Here is a 26,779-nt window from a genome sequence, read left to right on the forward strand (position 1 = left end):
CCCCGTCCGGCCGCCGCGGCGCCTCCGCCGGCCGCCCGCACCGGCGCGGCGGCGACCCCGCCCTGGCGCCGCAATGCCTGATCACCAGCCGGCAGGCCGCCCGCCTGCCGGCCTCACTCCCTCGAACCAGGATCAGGTCATGGCCGCCCTTCCTCCGCCCGCATGTCCCACCGTCACCGCCATCTACGCGGCCTATGAGGCGGCGGCGGATAGCGGCTATCGCGCGCATCTCGGCGCCTCACTGATCGGCACCGAATGCGAGCGGGCCATCTGGTATTCCTTCCGCTGGGCCACCCGCGCCCGGCACACCGGCCGGCTGCTGCGGCTGTTCGACACCGGCAATCTGGCCGAGGCTCGCTTTGTCGCCGACCTGCGCCGCATCGGCGTCACCGTCCTGGACCTGGATCCCGCGACGGGGCGCCAGTGGAACCTGCGCGATGCCTCCGGCCACTTCGGCGGCAGCATGGACGCGGTGGCGATCGGCTTGCCCGAGGCGCCGGCGACCTGGCACGTCTGCGAGTTCAAGACCCACAGCGCGAAGTCCTTCGCCAAGCTGAAGGCCGAGGGCGTGGCGGCCTCCAAGCCGCTGCACTGGGCGCAGATGCAGGCCTACATGCAGCTCGCCGGCCTCGATCGGGCTTTCTACCTGGCGGTCTGCAAGGACACGGACGAGCTCTTCCAGGAGCGCATCCGGCATGATGCCGAGGCCGGGCTGCGCATTCTGGCCAAGGCCGAGCGCATCATCGGCATCCCCCGGCCGCCGGCTCGCATCAGCCAGGATCCCGCGTGGTGGCAGTGCCGCTTCTGCGACCACCATGCCGTCTGTCATGCTGGCGCGGCGCCGGAGCGGCATTGCCGCTCCTGCCTGCATGCCTCGCCCGTGCAGGGTGGCGACTGGCACTGCGCCAGGCACGCAGCCCCGCTGGACCGGCGCGATCAGGAGGCGGGCTGCGCGGCGCATCTCTACCTGCCCGACTTCGTGGCCGCCGAGCAGATCGACGCCGGCGACGATTGGGTCAGCTATCGGCTGCCGGACGGCACCACGTGGCGTGATGGCGTGCCAGCCGCGGCGCCGCCCGAGGTGGCCTCCCACCTGCCGTGCCGCATCTGCCACAACACGATCTATCGCGTCGGGCCTGGCAAGGGGCCGCACATCGCCGAGCTGATCTGCACCGGCTGCGAGACTGGCGGGCGCTGGCTCAGCAAGGCCGACGCCGTGGCGATGGGGGTGGCGGCATGACCCTCTCGCTCCGCCCCTATCAGCGCGCCGCCATCGAGGCGCTCTACGACTACTTCTCGGCCAGCAGCGGAAACCCGCTGGTCGTGATGCCGACCGGCACGGGCAAGAGCCTGTGCATCGCCGGCTTCACGCGCGAGGCGATCGCCGCCTACGGCGATACCCGCGTGCTGATCCTCACTCACGTGAAGGAACTCATCCAGCAGAACTTCATGGCGCTGCTCCGCGCCTGGCCGGAGGCGCCGGCCGGCATCTACTCGGCCGGCCTGTCGCGGCGCGACATCCACGCGCAGATCCTGTTCGCCGGCATCCAGTCGATCCACCGCCACGCGCGGCAGGTACAGCGCTGCGACCTGGTGCTGATCGACGAAGCACACCTGCTCGGCCGCGGCGACAGCGGCATGTACCGCTCCTTCCTCTCCCAGCTGAACGAGATCAACGCCGGCCTGCTGAAGGTCGTGGGCTTCACCGCCACGCCCTATCGGCTCGACAGCGGCATGCTCCACGAGGGCAAGGACCGGCTGTTCACCGACATCGCCTTCCAGGTACCGGTACTGGAGATGATCCAGCAGGGCTATCTCTGCCCGGTCGTCCCCAAGCAGACCTCGACGCAGCTCGACGTCGGCGGCGTCGGTACCCGAGGCGGCGAATTCATCGCCAAGGATCTCGAGGCGGCGGTTGACCGCGACGAGGTCACGCGCGCCGCGGTGGGCGAGATCGTGCAGCATGGCGAGGGCCGCGGCTCCTGGCTGGTGTTCTGCTCCGGCGTGGCGCACGCCCGACACGTTCGCGATGCCATCCGCGAGCGTGGCATCTCCGCGGAAACGGTGAGCGGCGACACGCCGGGGCCGGAGCGGGACAGCATCCTGGCGGCGTTCAAGGCCGGCCGGCTGCGGTGCGTCACCAACGCCAATGTCCTGACCACCGGCTTCGACGCGCCCGGCACCGATCTCATCGCGCTGCTGCGTCCGACGAAGAGCGTCGGCCTCTATGTCCAGATGGTCGGCCGCGGCACGCGCCTCGCCGAGGGCAAGGATGACTGCCTGGTGCTGGATTTCGCCGGCAACACGGCCCGGCACGGCCCGATCGACACCGTGGATGGCCGGAAGAAGGAACCCGCCGGGGACGGCGAGGCACCGATCAAGGTCTGTCCGGAATGCCAGACCATCAATCACGCCAGCGCACGGCACTGCATCGAATGCGACCACGAGTTCCCGCCGCCGGTCGTGAAGGTGGCGCCTCAGGCGGCGTCGAATGCGCTGCTCTCGACACAGATCCAGGCGGCCTGGTGCGACGTGACCGGCATCACCTATGCCCGGCACGACAAGCCCGGCAAGCCGGCCTCGCTGCGCGTCACATACGAATGCGGCCTCGCGCGGCATAGCGAGTGGGTCTGCTTCGAGCATACCGGTTTCCCACGGGACAAGGCGGTGGGCTGGTGGCGGCGGCGTGCCGGCAATCTGCCGCCCCCTTCGACGGTCGACGAGGCGCTGGGTCGGGTGGACCAGCTGCGCCGTCCCATCGCGATCCAGGTGCGGCCGGCCGGCCAATACACCGAGATCGCCGCCGCGAGGTTCGTGTGAGATGCGCCGCCTGTCGTCTCCGCACCGCCCGCGGCTTCGGCTGGTTCGATCCGCGCGTGAGGACCAGCGAGCCGTTGCCGGCCTGCTCCATGCGCTGCATGAACGCTCTCTGCCGGAGGTGGGGCGTGGTTGATCCCGACGAGCACGAGATTGCCGCGATCGCGGCGGCCAGCCCCATGGCCGGCGAGTACCTGGAGAGCATTGGGAAGACCGATCTCGCGATCCTGACCGAGGCCGAGTGGCTGACGCTGCTGGAGGTGGTGATCACCGGCTACCAGGACGAGCTTGCGCGCCGGCTGGATGCGGGCCGGCATTCCGCGCCGCCGCTCGCCGCCGGTGGCCGCCCATGAGCGGCGTTACCTCCGCCCGAGAGGTCGCGCGCCGGCTCGGCATCTCGCACACCGCGATGCAGAAGGCTGAACGCGCCGGACGGATCGCGCGTGAGCCGAATGGCGCGTGGGACATCGACAAGGTCCGGGCCGGGCTCGCGACCAAGAGCGCTCCGGCGCCGCGCAAGCCGTGTCGTCCACGCGCCAAGCAGCCGCCCTGGGCCAGGGCGGCGCACCACCTCGGCGAGCTGGCATCGGACATTCGCGGTTCCGCACGCGGGATCCACGCCGAGCTGGAGCGGGCGCGCCAGGCGCTCGAACGCGCCGCCCGCCAGATGGCCGCCCTCTATCCCGAAATCCTGCGCCTGGAGCGTGCCTGCGACGCGGCCATTGCCGCGCAGGAAGGAGGTGGCGAATGACGGATGCTCCCTCCTTCATGGCCGACTACGGCGAGCGCCTCGTCGACAACGGCTATTCCGTCATCCCGATCATGCCGGGCACCAAGGTGCCGGGGCGCTTCACCGGCGGGGAGTGGTCGCCCTATCCCGACTGGGCGCGTCACTGCGACCGGCCGACGAAGTCCTTCGAGGTGGACATCTGGCGCCGCTGGCCCGGCTGCGGCGTCGGCATCGCCACCGGCGCCGTTGTGGGCATCGACATCGATATCGTGGACGGCGCGCTGGCCATCCAGATCGCCGAGCTCGCTACGTCGATGCTCGGTGACACGCCCTGCCTGCGCATCGGCCGCGCCCCGAAGCGGCTGCTCGTCTATCGCGCGGCCACCCCCTTCGCGGGCCGCAAGCGCCATCCCCTCGAGCTGCTGGCGCGCGGCCAGCAATTCGTTGCCTATGCCGTGCACCCGGACACCGGTCGCCCCTACGAGTGGCCGGAGGACAGCCTGGTGGAGCTGCCGCTGTCCCGGCTGCCGGTCGTGGACGAGGCCGGCTGCACGGCCTTCCTGGACGCTGCCTGGCAGCTCGTCCCCGACGAGGTTCGGGTCAATTCGATCCTGGCGGACGCACCGACCAGTACCTGGCGCGGCCCCAGCGACCCGAAGGGGACACGCGATGCCATCGCCGCGGCGCTGACCTGGCTGCCGAATGACGACCTGCCGGGCAACGAGTGGATCACCGTCGGCGCCGCCATCAAAGCTGCGATCGGCGAGGAGGGGCGCGACCTCTGGCTCGATTGGTCGCGGCGGTCCGGGAAATCGGGCCAGTCGGGTCGATCCGATACCCCCGAGCGGCGCTGGGCCTCGCTCCGGCCACACAGCGTCGGCGCGGGGAAAATCTACTGGCTGGCCGAGCAGCGCGGCTGGGTGCCGGATCCCGCCCTGACCCTGAACGGCACGGCGGCAGAGCAGGCTACACAGCCCCACCCCGCGGCGGCGCTGCTGGCGAAGGTCGCGGTCGCGCCGCTGCCGATCGCGCCGCCGCCGAAGCCCTATCGCGTCCCGCCCGATCTGCTGCAGGTGGATGGCACGCTGCGCATGTTCATGGACTATGCCACAGCCAGCGCCGTCAGCCCGCAGCCGTTCCTCTCGCTCGGTGCCGCCATTTGCCTCGTCGGCGCCATTGCCGGCCGCCGGTATCGCACGCCGACTGACCTGCGCAGCAACGTCTACGCCATCGGCATCGCCGACAGTGGCGGCGGGAAAGACCATGCCCGACGATGCGCGAAGCGGGCGATCTATGCCGCGGGCCTCGATCGCTACCTCGGCGGCGAGGATCTCGCATCGTCGGCGGGGCTGCTCACGTCGCTGCAGCGCCATCCCGCCCGCCTGTTCCAGGTGGACGAATTCGGCCAGTTCCTGAAGCTGGTCCTGAACCAGCGCGCGCCGGCGCATAAGTCCGCGATTTGGTCGGAGCTGACGAAGCTCTACACCTCGGCGGCCGAGCCCTACATCGGCGCCGAATACGCCGACCAGAAGGCGCGGCCGCGCGTCACCATCGAGCAGCCCTGCGCCTGCATCTGGGGCGTCACCGTCCCGGGCCCGCTGTGGACGGCGCTGGAAGGTGGCGCGCTGGCGGACGGCTCCATCGCGCGCTTCCTGGTTTTCCTGACGGACGACGACTACCCGGAGCGCAATGAGACGCCGGGGCCGATGGATCCGCCGGCGGCGCTGGTGTCCGCCCTCCAGGGGATCGCTCGCGGCGTGCCCGGCCACAGCCATGGCGGGAACATCGCCGATGCCATGGAGTCCTCGGCGCCGATCCACGCCTACACGGTGCCGCTCAGCCCCGACGCGGAGACCGCGATGGCGCGTGTGCGTCGGGAGGCCACCGAGCTCCTGCGGTCGCACCGTGGCACCTACGCCACCGCACTGTTCGGCCGATACGCCGAGAACGCGGCGAAGCTGGCGATGATCGCCGCGGTCAGTCGCGACCCGGCCCGGCCGGTCACGGAGGCCCGCGACGTCGCCTGGGCATCCAGCCTCGTCGAGCACTGCATCGGCACGCTGCTGCGCGAGGCCGAGCGTCTCGTCGCCGACACGCCGGCGCATTCCCGCATCAAGAAGGTCTTCGAGGTGATCCGCAAGGCCGGCCGAATCAGCCGCAGCGCCTTCGTCCGGAAGACGCAGTTCCTCTCGAAGGCCGAGCGGGAGGACGCCATCGCCACGCTGCTCGACAGCAAGCAGATCGCGATCGAGATCACGCAGAACGCCTCCGGCCCCGGCACCAGCTGGATCATCGCGACCGAACCACAGGAGGGCTTGAAGAGTGATGCTGCATGACGCGCGCAAACCCGCGGAAAACGGGACTCTTCAACAATTCAACTTTTCACGCGGGCGTATGCAGACGTTCGGGCGGGGGCGCGGGGGAGAGAGACCCATTGAAGAGTTTGAAGAATTGAATAATTATATTGATCAGATACTTAGGCCTCTCCCACCCCCTCGACTCTTCACCACTCTTCAAGAGCGCGGTCAGGGGAGGCAGGCGTGAGCATGCCTGGCGCGCCCTTGCCGCCCCGCTCGTCCCTCGACCGCGGAAGCCGCAGCGCAACCACCGTGCCCGAGATGGAAATGCTGCGCCGCCGCGTCTGGCAGCAGCAGGGCGTCGTCTCGCTGCACCTCGAGGACATCACCGATCCCTGGCTGCGCCAGGCAATTCAGAACGAAGCCGTGCGCCGTTGGGGCCCACGGCAGCAGGAGAAGACTCATGGCCGGTAAGCGGAAGGCAAAGGCCTCGAAGCGGGACGAGGCGCTCGGACCGTCGAAGTGGCGGATGCAGCATGGCGGGATCTCGGAGCCGATCCGTGAGGCCGATCCCGAGACTGGCCTGCCGGTCGTGCACCGTCGCACCGTCGACACCCTCGGCCAGATGCTGGCCAACGGCACCATCACGCAGGAGATGCACGATGCCGGTGCCGTGTTCCGCCGTCAGTTCCGCGTCGCGGCGCTGGATCAGCTGCGCGCCATGCCTCTGATGCGCATTCCAGGCGGCTCCGGCGATTCCCTCACCGATCGCCAGATCGCTGCCCGGGAGCAGGTCGCGCGCGCAGTCATGGCGCTGGGCGGCTTCGAAAGCGCCGCCGGCTCCTGCGTCTGGCACGTGGTCGGGCTGGAGTGCTCGGTGCGGGAATGGGCGCTGCGCCAGGGCTGGGGTGGGCGCAGCGTTGGCCACGCGCAGGCGCAGGGCATGCTTGTCGCCGCACTCGGCGTCCTGGCGGCGGTCTATGGCCTGGTGCCGGTCCGCCGAGCTGCGTGAGTTGGTCACTCCATGCCAAGCACGAAGGCGGCGGCCTCGCCGATCAGCGTGAAGGGCAGGGCCGGATGATGGGCGAGGATGGCGTCGTGCACCGCCTTGCTGGTGTCGACCCCGGTGAAGGGATCGGGAGGTCGCCGTGCAGCCCGCGCGGCGGCCAGCGTCGACACGCTCAGCCACGGCGGAGGAAGGCGGGGTGGCTTGCCATCGGGCATGCGGACGCATATCGCCCCTATGAGAACAATACAAGAACATGTTAGCCTTCCCGCTCCGAACGGAGGATGGTCATGGCAGCACGTCGCCGGGCAGCGATACGCCCTCTCGATGCGGCGCTGGTGCGCCTGCAGACGATGGCGGCGCGTGGTGTCCAGCCGACCCGCATGGCGCGCGAAGTCGAGATCATCGTCGGTGAATGGCTTGGTGAGGCGGATGCCGATCCGGCTGACGTGAAGACCAGGCTGGACGAACTGCACGAGCAGTTGGCGTCCGGTGTCGTCGATGCCGAGGAGCAGGTGTCCTATGTCGATCCCGACGAAGCAGCCGCGGTGAAGCAGGCTGGCGTCACCTTGGCGGCATTGGTCGCAACGCGGGATGCGGTTGAGCGGGCGCGCAACGCGCTGTGAGCGGCGGGGTCAGCATGCGGACGCCGCGATCGCTGCTGACAGTCCGCCTCGGCTTCGCTATGGCACGCGCTCTGCAACGGAGATCCAGTCTGTGTCGAAGAAGTTCCTGACCGACGTCATCGCAAACTCCACCGATTTGTCCGGCGTCGCGGCGACCAAGCTGGCCGGCGACATCATCGAGGCGATCAAGGGCGAGATCGTCGCGAGCGGCCGTTTCACGATTCCGGATTTCGGCGCCTTCGTTGTGCGCGAGACGCCGAAGCGCACGGCGCTGAACCCCCGCACGGGTGAGAAGGTGCCCGTGAAGGCGGGTGCGACGGTAAAGTTCAAGGCAAGCCCGGCCCTGAAGACGGCGGCGCTGGGTGGCTTCAAGAAGGCCAAGCGCAAGGCTGCGAAGGGCTGAGACAGCGACGCGCGGCCGGTCCGCGCTGTTACAATTCACCCGCTGGCGGAGCGGAATCCGCATCTCGTAGACTCTCCCCACGATGACGAATTGCGGGTGCAGCCTTCTGCACCGCGGCTCGCCAGCCACAGCGTCGCTCAATCGAGACAGTGGCTCGCGAGCCGCAGGGTCCTTCCTGGGCCCGGCGTATGCGGGGGGCGGAAGCGCGCAAGATCGCTAGCGCCAGGCCGGAGATATGGTTTGCGGTTTGCAGCCTTTCCGCGCGGCTTCAGATCGTTAGCTGCAAACCAAGGCCGGGCCTCTGCCCTGCAAACCACCTGCAAACCGGATGGCATCATGACGCTCCCCTGGATGGCAGCGAAGATCCTGCTGCGTCCGGTGGCGGAGCTGCGCCCGCATTCCGGCAACGCCCGCGTGCACAGCGCCGAGCAGCTGGAGCAGATCAAGGCCAGCATGCTGGCCTTCGGCTTCACGAACCCGCTGCTGGTCGATGAGGACGGTGTGCTGATCGCCGGCCACGGCCGGCTCGAGGCGGCGACGGCGCTCGGCATGGTCAAGGTGCCGGTGATCGTGCTGCGGCACCTGTCCGCGGCGCAGAAGGAAGCGCTGCGGCTCGCCGACAATCGTATCGCGGAGAACGCGACCTGGGACCAGGCACTGCTGCGCGACGCGTTGGCCGCAGTGCAGGCGGCGCCCGATCTCGACCTCGCGGCACTCGGCTTCTCGGCGGATGAGCTCGCGGACATCCTCGCGGCGGCTGGAGATGCCGTGTCCGACGGCGACGCGCCCGAGGCTCTGTCCGCGGCCGACGCCGAGGAAGGTGGCGCGCCTGGCGCGGGGGATGCGGAGGACACGCTGGCGGAGGACCCCGCCGATGCCGATCCGGTTCCGCCGCGTCAGGCCGTGACCCGCCCTGGTGATCTCTGGCTGCTGGGCGAGCATCGCCTGCTCTGCGGCGACAGCACCGACGCCGCCACCGTGATGCGCGTGATGGGCGAGGACCGTGCGGCGCTGCTGTTCACCTCGCCGCCCTACGGCAACCAGCGCGACTACACCACCGGCGGCGGCACCGATTGGGATGCCCTGATGCAGGGCGTGTTCGAGCATCTCGACGCGGCCATGCGGCCGGACGGCCAGGTGCTGGTGAACCTCGGCCTCATCCATCGCGACAATGAATGGCAGCCCTATTGGTCGGGCTGGCTTGACTGGATGCGTGCCCGTGGTTGGCGCCGGTTCGGCCTCTACACCTGGGACCAGGGGCCCGGCCTGCCCGGTGACTGGAACGGGCGGCTCGCACCGGCCTTCGAGTTCGTCTTCCATTTCAACCGCCAGTCCCGCCAGGCGAACAAGATCGTGCCCTGCAAATGGGCCGGCACGCCGAACAAGGGCAGCGGCCTGCGCGCCGCCGACGGGACGATCTCGGAGTATCAGCACGCGGGCCTGCCGGTGCAGGACTTCCGCATCCCCGACAACGTGCTGCGCCTGACCCGCCACAAGGGGCGCGGCATCGAGACCGAGCACCCCGCGGTGTTCCCGGTCGTGCTGCCGGAATTCCTCATGCGCACCTACACGGACGATGGCGACGTCGTGTTCGAGCCCTTCGGTGGCTCCGGCACTACCATCCTCGCTGGCCAGCGCACCGGCCGCCGCGTGCGCGCGGTCGAGCTTGCGCCAGCCTATGTCGACCTGGCCGTGGCGCGGTGGCGCATGCTGCATCCCGACCTGCCGGTGACGCTGGCGGACGACGGCCGCGACTACGACGCCGTGGCCGCGGCGAGGCAGGAGGTCACCGCCAATGCAGCCTGACCTCGTGGTCTCCACCCTGCCGGTCGCATCCCTCGTGCCCTACGCCGAGAACGCCCGCACGCATTCCCCGGCGCAGGTGGCGCAGATCGCCGCCTCCATCACCGAATTCGGCTTCGTGAACCCGGTGCTGGTCGACGCCGAGGGCGTGCTGATCGCCGGCCACGGGCGCGTCATGGCCGCGAAGCAGCTCGGGCTGGCCTCCGTGCCGGTGTTGCGGCTCGGCCATCTGTCCCCGGCGCAGGCGCGTGCCCTGCGCCTGGCGGACAATCAGATTGCGCTGAACTCCGGCTGGGACGAGGCACTGCTCGCGGCGGAGATCGCCCGCATCCGCGACGAGGCATTGGTCGACCTGGACGTGCTGGGCTTCTCCGCCATGGAGCTGGACCGGCTGTTAGCCGCGGCCGATGCCGGCCTCGGCGAGGATGCTGACGAGGCGCCTCCACCGCCGGTGGTGCCGGTCACCCGTGCCGGCGATCTCTGGCGCTGCGGCGACCACCGCCTTGTCTGCGGCGACGCGACGAAGCTGGTCGACGTCCAGCGCGCGCTCGGTGCGGGCCACCTGGCCGATATGGGCTTCGTCGATCCGCCCTACAATGTGGCCTATGAGGGCGGTACCGCCGCCAAGATGACGATCGCCAATGATGCGCTCGGCGGTGGCTTTCCCGAGTTCCTCCGCCCTGCACTGGCCAACCTGCTCTCGGTCACGAAGGGCGCCTGCTACGTCTGCATGTCCTCCTCCGAATGGCCGACGCTGCATCGCGTCTGGCAGGAGGCCGGCGGGAAGTGGTCGAGCACGATCATCTGGGCGAAGAACACCTTCGCCCTCGGCCGCGCCGACTACCATCAGCAGTTCGAGGCGATGCTCTACGGCTGGAAGGCCGGCGCGCAGCACTACTGGTGCGGCGCGCGTGACCAGGGGAACGTCTGGCACTTCGACAAGCCGGCGCGTAACGACCTGCACCCGACGATGAAGCCCGTGGCGCTGGTCGAGCGTGCCATCCGCAATAGCAGCAAGCCGCGCGACACGGTGCTGGACTGCTTCGGCGGGTCGGGCACCACCATGATCGCGGCGGAGCGCACGGGGCGGCGCGCCGTGCTGTTGGAGATCGATCCCGCCTATGCCGATGTCATCGTGCGGCGCTGGCAGGAGACAACCGGCGAGGCCGCCGTGCTTGAGGGTGATGATCGCATCTTTGCCGATGTCGCCGCGGCACGCGACGACAACGCCAGGCCATACTGTGGTCCTGGATCAGGGTAGACCAGGAGCTACAGCCCTTCGGGCTCCTGCATCCAGGCTGGAATGTCCCGCTGCGCATGCAGCACACGCCAGACGTCGAGGTGGTCCTCCCGCTCGACGTAGAACACCAGATACGGGTAGCGCCGCAGCGGCCAGGCGCGGAGGCCTTCCAGCCGCAGCTCGAAGGCAAAGCGTGGCGAGCCCACCGCCGGATGCTGCGCGATCCGCCGGAAGGCCTGCTCCAACGCGTCAATGAAGGCCAACGCGACCGGCTCGCCCGCCTCCGCCGCGTAGTGGGCGGTGGCTTGGTCGATGTCCCGCTGTGCGGCCTCCCGCGGAATGACCGGCTTGGCGGTCACGCCCGCGGTTGGCGAACGCGGCGGCGGAGCGCGTTGAAATAGGCGTCATCCGCTGGCGCCGTCGGGGCCGAGGCGGCGCCATCCAGCAGCAGGCCACGCAGGTGCTCGCGCTCCTGGTCCTTACGGATCAGTTCGCGGACATACTCGCTGCTGGTGCTGTAGCCGCGCGTGGCGACCTGCTCATCCACGAAGGATTTCAGCCCATCCGGCAGGGAAACGTTCATGGTGGTCATGGCCGAGACAATACTCCGGCTTGGCAAAAATTGGCAAGAATCATGTGCGCCGGGAGGCGATCCGAGCAGGCGCCCGGCCCGCCGATCAGCAGGATCATGATGTGATCCAGACCGCCGAAACATAGCAATCCCACGCCGCTGCATCTTGCTTGGCTGGTGCGCGGCACAGCGCGAATGGTCCGTCACACGCAGGGGATGCCCTGCACCACGACGGAGACGATGATGACCGACCGCGAAGCCCGCGCCGCCCGCAATCAGGAACGCAGCCTGGCCGCCTTCCTCGCGAAGAAGGCCGAATTCGATGCCCTCCTCGCGGAACTCACGCAGGCCAGCGAGGACCATTTCGGCGCGGACCCCGAGACGGTGCTCTGGGGCGAGGCAGCCTGGCTTTCCGACGCCACCGCGAAGCTGAAGGACATCGCGGACCAGCATTTCCGCCGCGGTGAATACGCAGCCTGACGCGGGTTACTCCCGCATCGCCCCGACCGGCGAGGCCGGCGGGGCTCCCGGCAGTAGGGGCCGATGACCGGCACCCGAAACCGGAGACGAGCACGATGACGCATCTTTCCGACACCCAGCGCGTGATCCTCAGCGCCGCCGCCCAGCACGAGATGGGCTTTGCCCGCGCGCCGAAGACGCTGCCGGCCGCCGCCCGCAATGCGGTGTTCCGCAGCCTGATCAAGAACAACCTGCTGACCGAAATCAACGCGCCGCGGGAGCATGTCGGGCTCGGCTGGCGCCAGGATGACGACGGCACCTGGATCGTGGCGCGCATCACCGACGACGGGCTGCGCGCCATCGGCATCGACCCGAATGAGGGCGACGCGGGGGGCGGGGAGCCCGACTGCTCGGGCATCGAAGGCAGCGTGTCCGACACGGCGCCCACGGTGGCGCCGGCCGTGGAGCCCGCCACACAGGACGCCCCGACGCCCGAAGCCGCCCAGGCCGCGCCCCTGGCGGAGGAGATCGCCCTGCTCGATCAGGCCCTCGCGACACGCGCCACCACACCGCGCACCAGCCTGCGCGACGCCACCGCAGCGATCCTCGCTGCCTGGGACGACGAAGCGAACCGCGAGGGCGACATGATCGGCGCCCTGGACGCGCCGATGGAAGCCCTGCGCACCCTTCTCGCCGGAAAGGCCGCCCGCACGCCGCGCGAACCCGCCGGCCCGCGCAAGGCGCGCGAGGGGACGAAGCAGGAGCAGGTGCTGGCGATGCTCCGCCGCCCCGAGGGGGCGACGGTGGCGCAGATTGCCGAGGCCACCGGCTGGGCGCATCACACGGTGCGCGGCTTCTTCGCCGGCCTGAAGAAGCGCCAAGGGATCGAGGTCCAGGTGCTGGAGCGCGTCCGCCAGGTCGGCCCGAACAAGGAGGGCGCCCGCGGCTCCTACACGGTCTATCACCTGCCGGCCTGACCACGGAGCCGGACACGTCGAGGGCCCGCCGCTGGACGGTAGCGGGCCCTTGCTCGTGATGACCATCACGCGCGGCGGGAGGTCGCCGCCATGCCCGAGCTGACCGCCTCCACGCGCGAGGCCGCCCGTCCCCTCGGCGTCAGCGACACCGCCATCCACAAGGCCGAACGGGCTGGCCGGATTGCCCGCGAGCCGGACGGCCAGTGGGACATCGACAAGACCCGCCGCCGCCTGGTGGAGACCGCTGATCCCGCGCGCTCGCCGCTGGCCAACGGCGCCGGCGCCGAGGGCACGCCCTTCGCCCGGCTGAAGGTCGCGCAGCTTGCCCTGAAGGTGGAGGCGCAGCGCCTCTCGCTGGATGAGACCAAGCGCCGCCTGCTCGATGTCACCGAGGCGAACGCTGCCCTCGATGAGATCGGCAGCACCATGCGGGACGCGCTGCTGAACTGGCCGGCCCGTGTCTCCGGCCTGATCGCCGCCGAGATCAGCGTCGACCCGCATCTGCTGCAGACCATCCTGCAGAGCCACATCAACGACCTGCTGACGGAGGCGGCCGATCGCTTCGATCCCGCAGGCCTCGGAGGGGACCAGCCTCCGTAGCCGTGAGCATGTGCGCCGGCGTGTCGGCGCCATGCTCCGGCCACCGCCGCAGCTCACCGTCTCGCAATGGGCCGAGCGGCATCGCATGCTCGGCAGCCGCGCCTCGGCGGAGCCGGGGCCGTGGCGCACCAGCCGCACGCCCTATCTGAAGGATGTGATGGATGCGCTGTCGGCGGTGCATCCCGCCCGCCGCGTCGTCTTCATGAAGGGCGCCCAGGTCGGCGCCACGGAAAGCGGCAACAATTGGCTCGGCTACATCATGCACCATGTGCCAGCACCGGCGCTGGCGGTGCAGCCGACCGTGGAACTGGCCAAGCGCTTCTCGCGCCAGCGCATCGACCCGCTGCTGGAGGAAACGCCCGCGCTGCGGGAGCGGGTTGCCCCGGCGCGGGCTCGCGACAGCGGCAACACGATGCTGTCGAAGGAATTCCCCGGCGGCATCCTGGTGCTGACCGGGGCCAACAGCGCAGTCGGGCTGCGCTCGATGACGGCGCGGTTCCTGTTCCTCGACGAGGTGGACGCCTATCCCGGCGACGTCGCCGGCGAGGGCGACCCCATCGCCCTCGCCGAGGCCCGCGCCCGCACATTCGGCTGGCGCCGCAAGGCTTTCCTGGTCAGCACGCCGACCATCGCCGGCCGCAGCCGCATCGAGCGGGAGTACCAGGCCTCCGACCAGCAGCGGTACTTCGTGCCATGCCCCGAATGCGGCGAGATGCAGTGGCTGCGCTTCGAGCGGCTGATTTGGGAGAAGGGTGCACCGGAGACGGCGCGTTATCACTGCATCGCCTGCGACCATCCGATGCAGGAGCACGACAAGACCGCCATGCTCGGTGGCGGGGAATGGCGGGCGACGGCCGAGGGCCAGGATCCGCACACCATCGGCTTCCACATCTCGGCGCTGTACTCGCCAGTCGGCTGGCTCTCCTGGGCGCAGATCGCCCGCGATTGGGAGGCCGCGCAAGGCAAGCCCGAGGACATCAAGACCTTTCGGAACACGGTGCTCGGCGAGACCTGGCATGAGCAGGGCGAGGCGCCGGATTGGGAGCGCCTGGTCGAGCGCCGCGAGGATTTCGCCATGGACGTGGTGCCTTCCGGCGCGCTGGTGCTGACCGCGGGCATCGACGTGCAGGATGATCGGCTGGAATGCGACGTCTGGGGCTGGGCCGAGGGCTTTTCCTCCTGGTTGGTGGACCACGTGGTGATCCAGGGCAGCCCGCGGGACCGCGCGCCCTGGGACGATCTGGCGAAGCTGCTCGCGCGGGACTGGCCCCGGCAGGGCGGCGGCGCGATGCGCATCGCCCGGCTCTGCATCGACACCGGCGGCCGCGACACCGCCGCCGTCTATGGCCATCTGCGTCGGCTGCGCGATCCGCGCATCGCGCCGACCAAGGGCGTCGATGGCTGGAACCGGGCGCAGCCCGTGCAGGGCCCGACGCCGGTGGACGCGCTGGTCGACGGCCGCAAGCTGCGCCGCGGCCTCAAGCTCTGGACAGTATCGGTCTCGACCTGGAAGGCCGACCTGTACCGCCGGCTCTGGCTCGGCCGCGGTGACGCGGAGGAATTCCCCCCCGGCTGGGTGCATCTGCCGCGGGGCATCGAGGCTGAGTGGGTCAAGCAGCTGGTTGCGGAGCAACTGCGCACCGCCAAGGATCGCCGCGGCTTCGCCCGGCAGGAATGGGCGAAGCTCAGGGAACGGAACGAAGCGCTGGACTGCGCGGTGCTCGCGCGCGCCGCCCTGTGGCTGGTCGGTGCCGACCGCTACGGCGAGCGCTTCTGGCAGCAGCTGCGGGACCAGATCGCCGATGCCCCGCTGCGGCCGAGTGAGCTTCCCGTCGCCGGGAATGTCGCCCACCCACCGGCGTCACCGCAGGCCGAACTGGCGGCGCCCGCAACACCACCCAGCGCCCATCGCCCGCGTGGTTGGCTCGCCCCGCGCCAGGGCTGGCTGCGCTGACACTGGAGATTCTGATGACCGCGATCGTGCCCGTGCGCACCAGCATCGCCGCCGGCCAGGCGCTGAGCGGGCCCGTCGCCAGCGTCGGCTACGGCGTGTGCCTGCTGCTGTTGCCAGCCACCTGGACCGACGCCCAGCTCACCCTGCAGGGCTCGCTCGACGAGGGCGAGCCCGCGGCCTGGGCGGATCTCTACGACCATCTCGGCAACGAGGTGGTGCTGGCGGTCGCCGCCGGCCGTGCGCTTACCCTGCCGCCGACGCTGCTGCTCGGTTGGCGCTGGCTGCGCCTGCGCTCGGGCCTGGCCGCTGCGCCGGTGAACCAGGCGGCGGAACGCCTGATCACTCTCGGTATCCGGCCGCTGGCATGACCGCGCTGTTCCAGCACTACCTGCCGCCCGCGCCGGCGATGTTGCCCTACGTCTCGAGCCGCTTCTACGCCTCGCAGCATGCGCGCGCGGTCGGCGGCGCGGTCGCGATGACGGCGAACCGGCTGTACTGCGTGCCCTATGTCCTCGCGCGGCCGGGCTTGTTCTCGGCCATGGCCGTCAGCGTGACGACCGGCGCCGCGGGCCTCCTGCGCATGGCGTTGGCTGCCGACGATGGCACTGGGCATCCGGGGCACCTCATCGAGGAGCCGGTGGCGGACGCCGACACCGCCGCGGTCGGCAGCGCCATTTGTGCCTTCGCGCAGCCGCGCTGGATCCCGGCCGGGGTCTGGTGGCTGCTGCTGTGCTTCTCCGGCGCGCCCTCGGTGCGTGGCACCAGCACCCAAGCGTTCAGCGGCGGCAACACGCTGCTGCTCGGCTCGGCCGCGGCGGATGGTGGCGCCGGCGGCGGCACCGGCAGCGAGAATGGTTTCTTCGCGTCGCTGACCTGGCAGGCCGGCGTGCCGATCATGCCGAACCCGCCCACCGGGCTGTCCTACCTCGTCAACGCGGCGACGCCGCTGCCAACGCTCCGGGCGGCGTGATGGACCCCGCTGTTCTTGCCTGGGCGCTGGCGCAGCCTTCCGGCAGCCGCGCTGCCGCTCTTGCTGCTGCGTACACCGGCGGCACCACGCGCGTCACCTTCGATGGGCGCACCGTGGAGTATCGCGGCCTCGACGATCTCGGCCGCGCGCTCGCTGTACTGCGCGGCGCGGAGATGAGCGCAACGCGCCGTCCCTCCGTGACACTTGCCAGCTTCTCGCGGGAGAGAACCGGGTGATCCGACGCCTCCGCGATGCATGGCAGGCGCTGCGCGGCTATGCCGCGGCGCAGGACCACCGCGCCTCCGCCTGGGCGCCCTCGGGCGGCAGCGCCAATGCGGAGGTGGGCATGGCGGCGGCCATCGTGGCGCGGCGGGCCCGCGATGCCGTCCGCAACGATCCCTACGCCAGCCGCATCGTCGATCTGTGGACCGGCAACGCCGTCGGCGCCGGCATTACCACCCGCTGGCCCGAAGACGCCCACGGCCGCGCCTGGCAGCGTTGGGCGGAGAGCCCGGCCTCTGATGCCGAGGGGCGGCTCGATCTGTACGGTCTGCAGGCGCTGGTCATGCGTGCGGTGGTCGAAAGCGGCGAGTGTTTCGTGCGCTTCTTGATGGTGCCGCCCTCGGCGGCCAATCCGATCGGGCTGCGGCTGCAGGTGCTGGAGAGCGACCATCTCGACACCGCGCGCAACGGCATGGTGGAGGGTGCGCCGACCATCCAGGGCATCGCCCTCGGCGAGGCCGGCGAGCCGGTCGGCTACTGGCTGCATCGCGTGCATCCCGGCGCCGCCTGGATCCTGCCGGGCGCGACCTGGCTCAGCAGCGAGCGCATTCCGGCCAGCGAGGTGCTGCACGTCTACCGCAAGCGCCGGCCCGGCCAGCTGCGCGACGTCTCCTGGCTCGCCCCGGTGCTGCTGCGCCTGCGCGACCTCGGCGACTACGAGGCCGCGCTGCTCATGAAGGCCAAGATCGAGGCCTGCCTCGCCGCCGTGGTGACGGAGGAGGGCGACGAGGCGCTGACTGGCGCCGCCGCCGGCCTGCTACGGGATGCGCAGGGCCGGACGGTCGAGAGCTTCGAACCTGGGATGATCCTGTATAGACGCGGCATGGGCAGCGTGGAGGTGGTGAACCCCTCCGGCGGCGGATCGCATGCAGCCTTCGCCCGCCGCGCGCTCGAGGCCGCCGCGGTCGGCGCCGGCCTGACCTACGACCAGGTCTCGGGCGATCTCACCCAGGCGAACTACTCCTCGCTCCGCGCGGGCAAGATTGAGTTCCGCCGGCTCTGCGAGCAGGTGCAGTACGGCATGCTGATCCCGATGCTGGTCCGTCCCATCGCGGACCGCTTCCACGCCCAGGGCGCGCTGCTTGGGCTGTGGTGCGCCGAGATGCCAGATGGCGTGTCGCACGTGCCTCCGGCGCACGAGATGATCGATCCGCTGAAAGACACCACGGCGCTGATCGCGCAGGTGCGTGCCGGCTTCGTGCCGCAGCCCGAGGCCGCCGGTGCCTTCGGCTACGACTTCCGCGCCGCGGTGGAGATGATCCGCGAGGCCAACGCCCTGCTCGACGAGGCCGGCATCTCGCTCGACACCGATCCGCGCCGTGTCGCGAAGTCCGGTGCGGCGCAGGACGCGGCGCAGATGGCCGCGGTCGAGATCGCCGCCACCGGTGCTGCGGCACCGCCGCGCGAGACCCCAGCAGAGGGCTAACCATGACGGACATCATCGAACCGGGCGGGGGAGACCCCGCACCGGAGCCTGCTGCTGCCTTGGATCGAATGCCCACCGCCGGGCAGTCGATCGTCGCGCAGCGCGCTATCACCGCGCCCGCCACCGTCGATCGTGCGGCGCGAACCGTCGAGGTGGTGTGGTCCACCGGCGCCCGCGCCCGCAACTTCGTCCCCGCCCTCGGCCTGATCACCGAGGAGCTGGAGATGTCGCCGAACGCGGTGCGCATGGAGGCGCTGCGCTCCGGCCGCGCCCCGGTGCTCGATACCCATCGCCGCGGCGGCGCGCGTGACGTGCTCGGCCGCGTCACCGCCGCCCGCCTCGATCGCGGCCGCGGCTATGCCACGCTGCAGTTCAGCACTGCCGCCGACGTCGAGCCTGTCTGGCAGCGCATCGCCGACGGCACGCTCCGCGCGGTGAGCGTCGGCTATCGCGTGCACCGCTACGAGCCGCGGCCCGATGCGGCATCGGGCGAGACCGTCCACCGCGCGGTGGATTGGGAGCCCTTCGAGATCTCCGTCGTGCCGGTCCCAGTGGACCGCGATGCGGCAGTCCGCGCGCAGGGGGAACAGGGCCTCCCCGCGCCGGCGATCGAACCTGCCCTGCCTGACGAGGATTCACCCATGCCCGAGACGACGCCGGAGACCCCGGCCGCGCCGGCCGCCCGGGACGTTCCCGCGCCGTCCGCGCCGCCCACCCCGCCCCAGGAGACCACCGTGACCACCACGCCCAGCCCCGCGCCCGCCATCCCGGCGCCCGAGCCGACCCGCGCAGCACCGGACCTCGACGCGGTCCGCGCCGAGGCTCAGCGCGCCGAGCGCGAGCGCATCGCCGGCATCGACGCCGCCGTGGAGGCCGCCCGCGCCCTGCTGCCGGCGGACCGCATCACCCCGGTGCGTGCCGAGGCCATCGCCCAGGGCTGGACCGGAGACCAGGCCCGCCGCGCCTTGTTCGACGCCCTCGTCGCGCACGGCCCGCGTCCCTCCATCCCCGCCCGCCCCGAAACCGGTCCCGGCCACGATGATCCGGCACAGATCCTCGACGCCATGGCCGAGGCGCTCGCCGCCCGCGCCATGCCCGGCTACCAGCCCCAGGGGGAGAATGCTCGGACCGGCCGCCACGCCGAGTTCATGGGCTGGCGCCCCTCCGACATGATCGGTGAGCTGCTACGCGCCCGCGGCGAGCGGAGCGTGCCCCGCAACCCGACCCTGCTCGCCGAGCGCGCCTTCCACACCAGCTCCGACTTCCCGCTGCTGCTGGCCGCCGCGGCCAACAAGATGCTGCTCGCCGCCTACCAGCCGGCGCAGCCCACCTACCGCCAAATCTTCCTCCGGCGCGACTTCCGCGACTTCAAGCCGCACCGGCACCTGCGCATCGGCGACTTTCCGACCCTGCTGCCGCTCGCCGAGAACGGCGAGATCCAGGTCGGCACCATGTCCGAGAGCCAGGAGATCGTGCTCCTGCAGACCTTCGCTCGGCGCATCCGCGTCACCCGGCCGATGCTGGTCAACGACGACCTCGGCGCCTTCACCGACTTCGCCGCCGCCATCGGCCGCCGCGTCGCCGAGTTCGAGAACGCCACCGCCTACAACCTGCTGAACAGCGCCACTGGCGACGGCCCGACGCTGAGCACCGGCAGCGCCACCGTGTTCGCCACCGGCGCCACGCGCGCCAACAAGGCCAGCACCGGCACCGTGCTCGACACCACGACCATCGGCGCCGGCCGCACCGCCATCATGAAGCAGCGCACGCTGGATGGGCTGCCGATCTCCATGGGGCAGACCATGCGCCTGCTGGTCGGACCGAACCTCGAACTCGCCGCGCGGCAGGCGACGGTGGTCGTGCAGGCGAGCGAGATCGGCAAGGCCAACGTCTTTGCCGGCTTCGTGCAGCCGGTGATCGAGCCGCTGATCCAGGCGAACCGCTGGTACCTGTTCTCCGACCCGGTCGCTGCACCGGTCTATGTCTACGGCTACCTCAACGGCGCCGAGGGGCCGCAGGTCGCCACCGGCCCGGTGCAGGGCGCGGACGGCGTCGAGGTCAGCGTGATCTTCGACTTCGGCGTCGGCGCCATCGACTGGCGTGGCGCCTGGTTCAATCCGGGCACCTGATCCTTCCCACCACCGCAGCAGCTTCGTCGAGGGCGCCCCACCGGGCGCCTTCGGCGTTTCAGGAGACCCTCCCATGCGCAATTGCATCCGCCCCGACGCGCGCTCCATCCCGATGGTGGTGCCCTATGCCGGGGGGATCCTCTCCGGCCAGGGCATGCTGGTCGGTGCCTTCTTCGGGGTGGCGGCCTCCGACGCCGCGCAGAACGCCAGCGTCGACTGCGAGACGCGCGGCGAGTTCGAACTGACTAAGGAGCCCGCGCTCGCCATCAGCCAGGGTGCGCGGGTGTTCTGGGACAACACCAACCGCCGTATCACCACCACCGCGACTGGCAACTTCCAGGTCGGTGTCTGCACCGTCGCTGCACTCGCGGCCGATGCCGCGGTTCGGGTGATGCTGGCCCGCGTGCCGGCGAGCGGCGCATGAACCGCGTCGATCCCAAGGCCACGCGGGGCTACCGCAACCGCAATCCCGGCAACATCGAGCATGTCCCCGCCAACAAATGGCAGGGGCTGGCGCAGCCAGCGTCGGACGGGCGCTTCTGCCGCTTCGTGAGCCACGAACATGGCATCCGCGCCCTGGCGGCCCTGCTCACCACCTACCAGGATCGCCACGGCCTGCGGACGGTGCGCGGCATCATCGGCCGCTGGGCCCCGCCGGGCGAGAACGACACCGGCGCCTATGTCGCGGTGGTGGCGCGGCGCATGGGTGTCGGCGCCGACGATCCGGTCGACCTGCACCGGCACGCCCAGCTCCGTCCCATGGTCGAGGCCATCATCGCCCATGAATGCGCCGGGCTGGCCTATCCGGCCGCGGTGATCGACCGCGCCCTGACGATGGCCGGCGTGCCGCCGCCGCCACCTTCCAGCATCCGGCAGGTCGCCACCACCACTGGCACCGGCCGTGGCGCGGTGGCGGTGGGTGCGGCCGGCATGGCGACCGTCGCCGCCCAGGCGGCACCCGCCATCCAGGCGCTCGGCGGCCTGGCGCCGATGGTCGCCATCGCCGTGATCCTCGCCGCCGTCCTCGGTGTCCTGCTTTGGCGCCTGCGGCAGCCGGCATGACCGCGCTGTTCGCCAGCCTCAGGTCCCGCATCGGCGGCTGGGTCGCGGCCGCCTTCGCGGGCGCCGGCGCGGTCCTGGCCCTGCTGGCCATGGGCCGGCGGCAGGGCCGCGCGGAGGTCGAGCGCCAGACCGCCCAAGACAGCCTGGACGCCAGGGAGAGAGCCGATGCGGCATCTGCCGAGTATCGCGCTGATGGCGCTGCTGGGCGCCTGCGCTCCGGCCGGTACTGAGCCGACCTGCGTCGCGCTGGTGCCGTATGACGCCCGGACCCAGCAACAGGCGGCGGAGGAACTCGCGGCGCTGCCCGCCGGCAGGGTGGTGGCGCGCATGATCGACGACTATGGCGACCTGCGCGCGCGGATCCGCGGAGCCTGCGGGCGATGAGCGCCTTCGCCGACGCGATGGCGGCCCTGGTCGCCGATCCGAACCTCGGGGCCGATGCCGTCTACCGCCAGGGAGGGACCGACGCCCCGGTTGTCCTGCGGGTGCTGCGATCCTCGCCGGATCGCGTGGCTGATGCCTTCGGCACCGAGATCCTCTCGGCCACCGACATCCTCTCCGTTGCCATCGCCGTCCTGCCCGATCTCGCCGCCGGCGACAGCTTCGCCCTCGGCCCCGACCTGCTCACCGTCACCCACGCCGAGCGCGATGCCTCCGGCACCGCCTGGCGCGTGCTCTGCCAGCGATAGGAGTTGCCGCCATGCCGCAGAACGCCCTCACCCTGCTGGAGATCCTGCGTGACCTGCTGCTCGGCGCGGCGGCCGGCCTCGCCGGCGGCTTCGTGCGCTGGAACAACCCGGAACGCCGGCGCTTTGGCTGGTGCCTCGCTTGGGAGGTGCCCTCCGCCGCGCTGGTCGGCAGTGCCGGCTATGCCCTCGGCGGCTTCCTCGAGTTCAACGAATACGGCCGGTTTCTCTTCGCCTTCGTGTTCGGCTACCTCGGCCAGGCGGCACTGCATGACCTGGCGGTGGCGATCATCCGCCACCGCACCGGCTTGCCGCCTGGCGGCGGCACGCCGTGAGGCTCGGCGCCCGCATCGTCGGCGACCTGCGGCAGCTTCTCGCCGCCGAGGTCCGCGCCGGCGAGCGCGCGGCGATGACGGCGATCCGCGCCGAGACCGAGCAGGTGAAGCAGGAGCTGCGGCGGCAGGTGACCAGCAGCTTCGGCGGCAACGCGCGGGGGATCGCCAATGCCTGGCGCTCGCAGGTGTTTCCCCGCGCGGGGCAGTCGCTGCGTCCTGCCGGGCTGGTCTGGACCAAGGTGCCGAACGTGATCGACGCCTTCGAGCGCGGCGCATTGATCCGCGCCAAGGGCGGGCGGAAATTCCTGGCGATCCCGACCGGCTTCAACGCAGCGCGCGGACGCCGGGGCCGCGGAGAAAAAGGCATGCGCGTGACGCCGGCGCAGATGGTCGCCTCGGGGCAGGGCTTCCTCCGCCCCTTCAAGTCCGGCCGGGGCTTCGTGTGGTGCCTGCCACTGCGCCAGGGGGAGCAGACCGGCCGGCGCCGCCGCACCCGGCTAATCGCCGGGGGCCTCACGGAGATCGGTACTGGCAACCGCAAGGGTCGCGAGGCCTGGGCGCGGGGCATGCTCGCGCGCGGCATGGTGCCGATGTTCCTGCTGCTGCCGCAGGTGAAGCTCGCCAAGCGGCTCGATGTGAAGGGTGCCGCCGAGCGCGGCCTGCGCCGGCTGCCCGGGCGCTTCGTGGCGGCCTGGGAGCGTGAGAGCGGGAGGGCGGCGCCATGAGCATGCGCGAGACCGCGATCGCGGCGCTGCACGGCCTGCTGGCGGCGGCGCTGGCAGCGAGAAATCCTGCACCCTTGGTCCTACGCGGCGACACCGTGCCGCAGCGCCTGCCGCCCGGTGGGCTGGTCGTCATCCGCGACGGTGAGACGGTCGAGGAGACGGCAATCCTCTCGCCGCTGGCCTGGGCCATCGAGCACCGCGCCGAGATCGAGGTCACCGTGGCCGGGGCGACGCCGGCCGCGCGCACCGCGCTGCTCGACGCCCTGCTCGTGGACATCGCCGCCGCTATCACCGCCGACCGCACCCTCGGTGGCGCAGTGGAGTGGGTCCAGCCTGGCGCGCCCGACTTCGAGGACGTCGAATTCGAGGGCGCCGCCGCCGCCCGCGCTGCCTCCGTCCCCGTCACGCTGTTCTTCACCGTCACCGGCTCGCCGCTGGTCTGACGCTTCTCCCTCCCGCTGATCCCGGAGATCTCCGATGCCCCGTGCCATCGGCGCCAATTGCCGTCTGCTCATGATTCCCGAGGCGACCTACGGCACCGCGCCCGCGGGCGACTGGCTGCGCATGCCCTTCCTCTCCTGCGATCTCGGCGCCGAGCAGCCCTTGCTCGATGCCGACGTGATCGGCGTCGGCAGCAGCCGCGATCCGGCGGCACCCTTCCTCGACACCGTTACCGTGCAGGGCCAGGCGGTGGTGCCGGTGGACCTCAACAACATCGGCCACTGGCTGCGCCTGCTGCTCGGCCCGCCGACCACCACCGGCACCAGCCCGAATTTCATCCACAGCTTCGGCTCGGGCGCCGCGGCGTTGCCGTCGAACAGCATCGAGATCGGCTATCCGGACGTGCCGAACTACGATCTCTGCACCGGCGTCCGGGCCGACACGCTGGAGATCGACTTCTCGCCGACCGGCCCCGCCACCGCGACCTTCGGGCTGATGGGGCAGGGCTCCACGCGCGGCGCCTCGAGTTCGGGCGGCACGCCGACCAGCGCCGCCTACACCGCCTTCAACAAGGCGCAGGGGGCGATCAGCCGGAACGGTGCCGCGCTCGCGCAGGTCACTGGCGCGCGGCTCACCTACGCGAACGGCATGGAGATGGTGCGTACCATCCGCGCCGACCGGAAGGTGGAGGGGGTGGATCCCGGCATCGCACGTGCCACCGGCCAGATCACTGCGCGCTTCGCCGACACCACGCTGCTGACCCAGGCGCAGGACAACACGCCGGCAGAGTTCGCCTTCAGCTACACGATCGACGCGAACCGCAGCCTGACCTTCACGCTGCACGAGGTGTATCTGGCGCTCGCCAAGACGCCGGTCGAAGGGCCGGGAGGGATCGAGGCGAGCTTCGAGTTCCGCGCGGCCTACAACGCCACGGCGACGCGCATGATCACGGCGGTGCTCAAGAATCAGCTGGCGGGGACGGAGTATGCGTAGTCACTCACGGCGATGTCCGCCTTGCGCCCCTGTCGGTTGTCAGCTCGTTGCGGCCGGCCTCCCGGAAGCGGACAAAGCGCACTCGGTCCTGCCCGATCGGGCGCGTGGAACGCGGCCGTAGGGTGTCAACTCGAAACTCCGCTCTACACTCCCTCGATAAATCCAGCTTTGATGCAGACGTCCAGGAGTCCACTCTACATTCTCGCAGCATGGCTAAGGAGCAGAACCGCGATATGATCGGAACCTTGCTGCTTGTGTGTTTGAGGGAACCCTGAATGTCTGCCGTTTTCATCAGCCATGCCGTTGCTGACGAGGCTTTAGCTACGCTGTTCACCGATTTTCTGAAGGAAGCGATCGGGGTTCCGTCCGATGCGATCTTCTGCTCGAGCGTTCCTGGCCATGGCATTCCACTAACAGTGGACTTCAACGCCTACATGAAGGACAGAATTCAGAATCCCAAGCTGGTAATTCTGCTGATGACGCCCTCGTATTTGGAGAGCCCATTCTGCATGATGGAGCTCGGCGCAGCTTGGGCGAAGTCGCATCGAACACTGCCGATCGTCGTCCCGCCTGTCGCATTCAGCACGGTGACGAAAACACTCGGGCTCGTTCAGGCCTGGGATATTACGAACCATGCTGGGCTCGTGGAATTTCGGGCGGCGGTGCGTGACACCGGGATCAACCTTGAAAATCGTACCGAACAGGACTGGGACCGGAAGCGCACTGAGTGGAGGCAAAGATCTAAGAAGACCATCGACAAGCTAAAAGGGGTGACGTCCGTGTCGATGAGTGAACATGAGGTCGTTCTTGCTGAACTCGATCAAGTCAAGGCGGATGCTCGTGACCTCGAGAGCCAGCTAGATACGGCCTCAGAGACGATCGAAAAGCTGAAAAACGCCAAGGATGCGGTTGAAGTTAAAGCTATCATGCGGGAAACGTCGGGGGACAATGGCCTTGAAGACACGTTCAACCAGCTTTTGGCGGAGGTGAAAGCGAGTTTTCCAAAAGACACCAGCAATGCCGTCCGTAGGCACATCGTCATGGATCACTACGGGAAGGCAGCCAAAATCGACTGGAATAACTCCGATTTCCAGGATGCGCTCGAGCGAAACCTGTTCGCCCTTGACGACGGCGCCGTGGTGTGGAGCGGACAGAAGCTGAGTAGGCTTGGAAAGGCATTGTCGGCAATTGACAAATTTTTGGATAGTTCGGACGGTGCGGAGTTCGTCGGTATGCAGGAGGACGATGTACCGTTTGAGGCCGACGATCGAGATTTCTGGAAACATCATCTCAACCTGTGACCCGGGTTAAATGAGCTCTCAGTCGCGGTACTTCAATCCGGGCTGACTCGGCCGTCCGTTTTTGAGGCCGGGCACCGGCTCGAGCGCCGTGAGCTCAGGATGAGGTCTGGATGACGGGCCATCTCGGAATGCTCCCGCACGCTTCGACTTGACGGTTACCTCGCAGCCGACCGGCGACTTTCGGCCGGCCTCTGCTGGTCCGCCCAGCCCCCATACTGACCATCGAAATGGCGTCGTGATCTTCCTGCCGGCGGACGGGCCTGCCTGGGCCAAAACGGCCGAGGTGGGTAGACACCAAACCGCCGGCAAGCCCAGTAGTGAGATCGCCATGACAGATAGCGTGGAACTTAAGTGCACTGATTGCGGGACCGTTTTGGAGGTCGGCGTTGCGGCTGGCGCGGTCGTGTCGACAGACCCATGCCCGCATTGCGGATCGACACAGCAAACCGTTCATTTGACTTTCTATGATCAGGTTCTCATCAAGGTACGGGACCGGATGGAGATGAAGGTCAAGAACGACTCATTCCCGAGAAGGAAGAAGGTCCGGAAGGAGTCGATTCAAGGTTTTGACGTACGGGTTAGCAAAGGTGACTACGTCTATAAAGAGCGCGAAATAGATCGAGATAACAACACCTACCGAGAGCATGTCACGGAGGAGACCGGCGCAGTAATACACAGCGTCTCGGAGAAACTTTCTGATCACTTCGGTCATGGATCGGCCAAATTTAAGAAAAAGCCGCCGGGTTCTGGAGAAGGAGTTTAGCGGCTCGATCGTGCGTTCTTCGCCTCACCGCTCCCGGATAGATCGGCTCTTTTACACGGACCTCGCCGCCCAAGCGTTTGGACAGCTCTTGGCCGTACTAGATGTTTGGTCCCGGCATTTCGTGGTGTGGATTTGCTGTGAATCTATGCGGCTCTGCGGCCCATGAGCGGCAGATGAATTCGT

At 69.6% G+C, this 26,779-nt stretch carries 33 protein-coding genes; 30 read left to right on the plus strand and 3 right to left on the minus strand.

Features of this window, described 5'->3' with window-relative positions; translation table 11 throughout:
* The first annotated feature begins 139 nt into the window (after positions 1 to 139).
* The 7 genes from GXW78_RS27025 (at position 140) to GXW78_RS27055 (ending at position 6,856) form a co-directional block, all read left to right on the plus strand.
* The gene (locus GXW78_RS27025) at positions 140 to 1,240 is read left to right on the plus strand and encodes a PD-(D/E)XK nuclease family protein (RefSeq protein WP_211872033.1); all 1,101 of its coding nucleotides are present in this window, start codon (positions 140 to 142) and stop codon (positions 1,238 to 1,240) included.
* Entirely contained in the window at positions 1,237 to 2,820 is a 1,584-nt protein-coding gene (locus tag GXW78_RS27030) for a DEAD/DEAH box helicase (protein WP_211872034.1), read from the plus strand. The genes GXW78_RS27025 and GXW78_RS27030 overlap by 4 nt, the downstream gene beginning before the upstream one ends.
* 125 nt (positions 2,821 to 2,945) lie before the next feature.
* On the plus strand, positions 2,946 to 3,170 hold the full coding sequence (locus GXW78_RS27035; protein ID WP_211872035.1) for a DUF6511 domain-containing protein: 225 nt from the start codon (positions 2,946 to 2,948) through the stop codon (positions 3,168 to 3,170).
* On the plus strand, positions 3,167 to 3,568 hold the full coding sequence (locus GXW78_RS27040; protein WP_211872036.1) for a hypothetical protein: 402 nt from the start codon (positions 3,167 to 3,169) through the stop codon (positions 3,566 to 3,568). Before GXW78_RS27035 ends, GXW78_RS27040 begins: the two co-directional genes overlap by 4 nt.
* Positions 3,565 to 5,883 carry a bifunctional DNA primase/polymerase gene (locus GXW78_RS27045; RefSeq protein ID WP_211872037.1) on the plus strand — a complete coding sequence of 773 codons (2,319 nt, stop codon included), beginning with the start codon at positions 3,565 to 3,567 and terminating at the stop codon, positions 5,881 to 5,883. The genes GXW78_RS27040 and GXW78_RS27045 overlap by 4 nt, the downstream gene beginning before the upstream one ends.
* Before the next feature lie 210 nt (positions 5,884 to 6,093).
* Positions 6,094 to 6,318: a hypothetical protein gene (locus GXW78_RS27050; protein WP_211872057.1), complete on the plus strand. Its 225-nt coding sequence runs from the start codon at positions 6,094 to 6,096 to the stop codon at positions 6,316 to 6,318.
* A complete protein-coding gene (locus GXW78_RS27055; RefSeq protein ID WP_211872038.1) occupies positions 6,308 to 6,856 on the plus strand; it encodes a DUF6456 domain-containing protein in 549 nt (182 codons plus the stop codon). The genes GXW78_RS27050 and GXW78_RS27055 overlap by 11 nt, the downstream gene beginning before the upstream one ends.
* A 5-nt stretch (positions 6,857 to 6,861) precedes the next feature.
* On the opposite strand, the gene GXW78_RS27060 is transcribed toward GXW78_RS27055, so the two are convergent.
* Complete coding sequence (locus GXW78_RS27060; protein WP_211872039.1) at positions 6,862 to 7,068, minus strand: hypothetical protein; 207 nt, start codon at positions 7,066 to 7,068, stop codon at positions 6,862 to 6,864.
* A 72-nt stretch (positions 7,069 to 7,140) separates the two neighbouring features.
* On the opposite strand from GXW78_RS27060, the gene GXW78_RS27065 reads away from it, so the two are divergent.
* From GXW78_RS27065 to GXW78_RS27080, 4 genes are all read left to right on the plus strand, one after another.
* Positions 7,141 to 7,476, plus strand: a complete 336-nt coding sequence (locus GXW78_RS27065; protein ID WP_211872040.1) for a hypothetical protein — start codon at positions 7,141 to 7,143, stop codon at positions 7,474 to 7,476.
* Positions 7,477 to 7,567: 91 nt separating this feature from the next.
* A complete protein-coding gene (locus GXW78_RS27070) occupies positions 7,568 to 7,879 on the plus strand; it encodes an HU family DNA-binding protein (RefSeq protein ID WP_211872041.1) in 312 nt (103 codons plus the stop codon).
* A 336-nt stretch (positions 7,880 to 8,215) separates the two neighbouring features.
* Positions 8,216 to 9,685: a site-specific DNA-methyltransferase gene (locus GXW78_RS27075; RefSeq protein ID WP_211872042.1), complete on the plus strand. Its 1,470-nt coding sequence runs from the start codon at positions 8,216 to 8,218 to the stop codon at positions 9,683 to 9,685.
* On the plus strand, positions 9,675 to 10,943 hold the full coding sequence (locus GXW78_RS27080; protein ID WP_211872043.1) for a site-specific DNA-methyltransferase: 1,269 nt from the start codon (positions 9,675 to 9,677) through the stop codon (positions 10,941 to 10,943). The genes GXW78_RS27075 and GXW78_RS27080 overlap by 11 nt, the downstream gene beginning before the upstream one ends.
* Positions 10,944 to 10,951: 8 nt before the next feature.
* On the opposite strand, the gene GXW78_RS27085 is transcribed toward GXW78_RS27080, so the two are convergent.
* A complete protein-coding gene (locus GXW78_RS27085) occupies positions 10,952 to 11,281 on the minus strand; it encodes a type II toxin-antitoxin system RelE/ParE family toxin (RefSeq protein ID WP_211844674.1) in 330 nt (109 codons plus the stop codon).
* Positions 11,278 to 11,514, minus strand: a complete 237-nt coding sequence (locus GXW78_RS27090; protein ID WP_246522679.1) for a type II toxin-antitoxin system ParD family antitoxin — start codon at positions 11,512 to 11,514, stop codon at positions 11,278 to 11,280. Before GXW78_RS27090 ends, GXW78_RS27085 begins: the two co-directional genes overlap by 4 nt.
* Before the next feature lie 174 nt (positions 11,515 to 11,688).
* Here GXW78_RS27090 and GXW78_RS27095 point away from each other — a divergent pair, with 174 nt between their 5' ends.
* The 19 genes from GXW78_RS27095 (at position 11,689) to GXW78_RS27185 (ending at position 26,596) form a co-directional block, all read left to right on the plus strand.
* Positions 11,689 to 11,973, plus strand: coding sequence for a hypothetical protein (locus GXW78_RS27095; RefSeq protein ID WP_246522680.1), 285 nt, complete (start codon positions 11,689 to 11,691; stop codon positions 11,971 to 11,973).
* A 95-nt stretch (positions 11,974 to 12,068) separates the two neighbouring features.
* On the plus strand, positions 12,069 to 12,929 hold the full coding sequence (locus tag GXW78_RS28170) for a DUF3489 domain-containing protein (protein ID WP_246522681.1): 861 nt from the start codon (positions 12,069 to 12,071) through the stop codon (positions 12,927 to 12,929).
* Between the two features lie 90 nt (positions 12,930 to 13,019).
* Positions 13,020 to 13,529, plus strand: a complete 510-nt coding sequence (locus GXW78_RS27105; protein WP_211872044.1) for a MerR family transcriptional regulator — start codon at positions 13,020 to 13,022, stop codon at positions 13,527 to 13,529.
* Positions 13,530 to 13,560: 31 nt separating this feature from the next.
* Positions 13,561 to 15,483 (plus strand): phage terminase large subunit family protein, encoded by a 1,923-nt coding sequence (locus tag GXW78_RS27110; RefSeq protein ID WP_211872045.1) that lies wholly within the window; start codon positions 13,561 to 13,563, stop codon positions 15,481 to 15,483.
* A 14-nt stretch (positions 15,484 to 15,497) separates the two neighbouring features.
* Positions 15,498 to 15,851 carry a hypothetical protein gene (locus GXW78_RS27115; protein WP_211872046.1) on the plus strand — a complete coding sequence of 118 codons (354 nt, stop codon included), beginning with the start codon at positions 15,498 to 15,500 and terminating at the stop codon, positions 15,849 to 15,851.
* On the plus strand, positions 15,848 to 16,453 hold the full coding sequence (locus GXW78_RS27120) for a hypothetical protein (RefSeq protein WP_211872047.1): 606 nt from the start codon (positions 15,848 to 15,850) through the stop codon (positions 16,451 to 16,453). Before GXW78_RS27115 ends, GXW78_RS27120 begins: the two co-directional genes overlap by 4 nt.
* Positions 16,453 to 16,689, plus strand: coding sequence for a phage head-tail joining protein (locus GXW78_RS27125; protein WP_211872061.1), 237 nt, complete (start codon positions 16,453 to 16,455; stop codon positions 16,687 to 16,689). The genes GXW78_RS27120 and GXW78_RS27125 overlap by 1 nt, the downstream gene beginning before the upstream one ends.
* Positions 16,686 to 18,161 (plus strand): phage portal protein, encoded by a 1,476-nt coding sequence (locus GXW78_RS27130; RefSeq protein ID WP_338147859.1) that lies wholly within the window; start codon positions 16,686 to 16,688, stop codon positions 18,159 to 18,161. The genes GXW78_RS27125 and GXW78_RS27130 overlap by 4 nt, the downstream gene beginning before the upstream one ends.
* Positions 18,162 to 18,229: 68 nt before the next feature.
* On the plus strand, positions 18,230 to 20,290 hold the full coding sequence (locus GXW78_RS28385) for a prohead protease/major capsid protein fusion protein (protein WP_272876920.1): 2,061 nt from the start codon (positions 18,230 to 18,232) through the stop codon (positions 20,288 to 20,290).
* 73 nt (positions 20,291 to 20,363) lie between these two features.
* Complete coding sequence (locus GXW78_RS27140; protein ID WP_211872049.1) at positions 20,364 to 20,714, plus strand: DUF2190 family protein; 351 nt, start codon at positions 20,364 to 20,366, stop codon at positions 20,712 to 20,714.
* On the plus strand, positions 20,711 to 21,352 hold the full coding sequence (locus GXW78_RS28180) for a structural protein (RefSeq protein WP_246522682.1): 642 nt from the start codon (positions 20,711 to 20,713) through the stop codon (positions 21,350 to 21,352). The genes GXW78_RS27140 and GXW78_RS28180 overlap by 4 nt, the downstream gene beginning before the upstream one ends.
* Positions 21,353 to 21,517: 165 nt before the next feature.
* Entirely contained in the window at positions 21,518 to 21,736 is a 219-nt protein-coding gene (locus GXW78_RS27150; RefSeq protein WP_211872050.1) for a hypothetical protein, read from the plus strand.
* The gene (locus GXW78_RS27155; protein WP_211872051.1) at positions 21,733 to 22,041 is read left to right on the plus strand and encodes a head-tail joining protein; all 309 of its coding nucleotides are present in this window, start codon (positions 21,733 to 21,735) and stop codon (positions 22,039 to 22,041) included. The genes GXW78_RS27150 and GXW78_RS27155 overlap by 4 nt, the downstream gene beginning before the upstream one ends.
* Before the next feature lie 11 nt (positions 22,042 to 22,052).
* Complete coding sequence (locus GXW78_RS27160) at positions 22,053 to 22,373, plus strand: phage holin family protein (protein WP_198369500.1); 321 nt, start codon at positions 22,053 to 22,055, stop codon at positions 22,371 to 22,373.
* Positions 22,370 to 23,098 (plus strand): DUF6441 family protein, encoded by a 729-nt coding sequence (locus tag GXW78_RS27165; RefSeq protein WP_211872052.1) that lies wholly within the window; start codon positions 22,370 to 22,372, stop codon positions 23,096 to 23,098. The genes GXW78_RS27160 and GXW78_RS27165 overlap by 4 nt, the downstream gene beginning before the upstream one ends.
* Positions 23,095 to 23,541, plus strand: coding sequence for a hypothetical protein (locus GXW78_RS27170; protein WP_211872053.1), 447 nt, complete (start codon positions 23,095 to 23,097; stop codon positions 23,539 to 23,541). The genes GXW78_RS27165 and GXW78_RS27170 overlap by 4 nt, the downstream gene beginning before the upstream one ends.
* Before the next feature lie 34 nt (positions 23,542 to 23,575).
* A complete protein-coding gene (locus GXW78_RS27175; protein WP_211872054.1) occupies positions 23,576 to 24,532 on the plus strand; it encodes a phage tail tube protein in 957 nt (318 codons plus the stop codon).
* 275 nt (positions 24,533 to 24,807) lie between these two features.
* The gene (locus tag GXW78_RS27180) at positions 24,808 to 25,833 is read left to right on the plus strand and encodes a toll/interleukin-1 receptor domain-containing protein (RefSeq protein WP_211872055.1); all 1,026 of its coding nucleotides are present in this window, start codon (positions 24,808 to 24,810) and stop codon (positions 25,831 to 25,833) included.
* A gap of 235 nt (positions 25,834 to 26,068) precedes the next feature.
* Positions 26,069 to 26,596, plus strand: a complete 528-nt coding sequence (locus GXW78_RS27185; RefSeq protein ID WP_211872056.1) for a zinc ribbon domain-containing protein — start codon at positions 26,069 to 26,071, stop codon at positions 26,594 to 26,596.
* The last annotated feature ends 183 nt before the right edge of the window (positions 26,597 to 26,779 follow it).

It is taken from the genome of Neoroseomonas terrae (genome assembly GCF_018129025.1).
Lineage (GTDB): Bacteria > Pseudomonadota > Alphaproteobacteria > Acetobacterales > Acetobacteraceae > Neoroseomonas > Neoroseomonas terrae.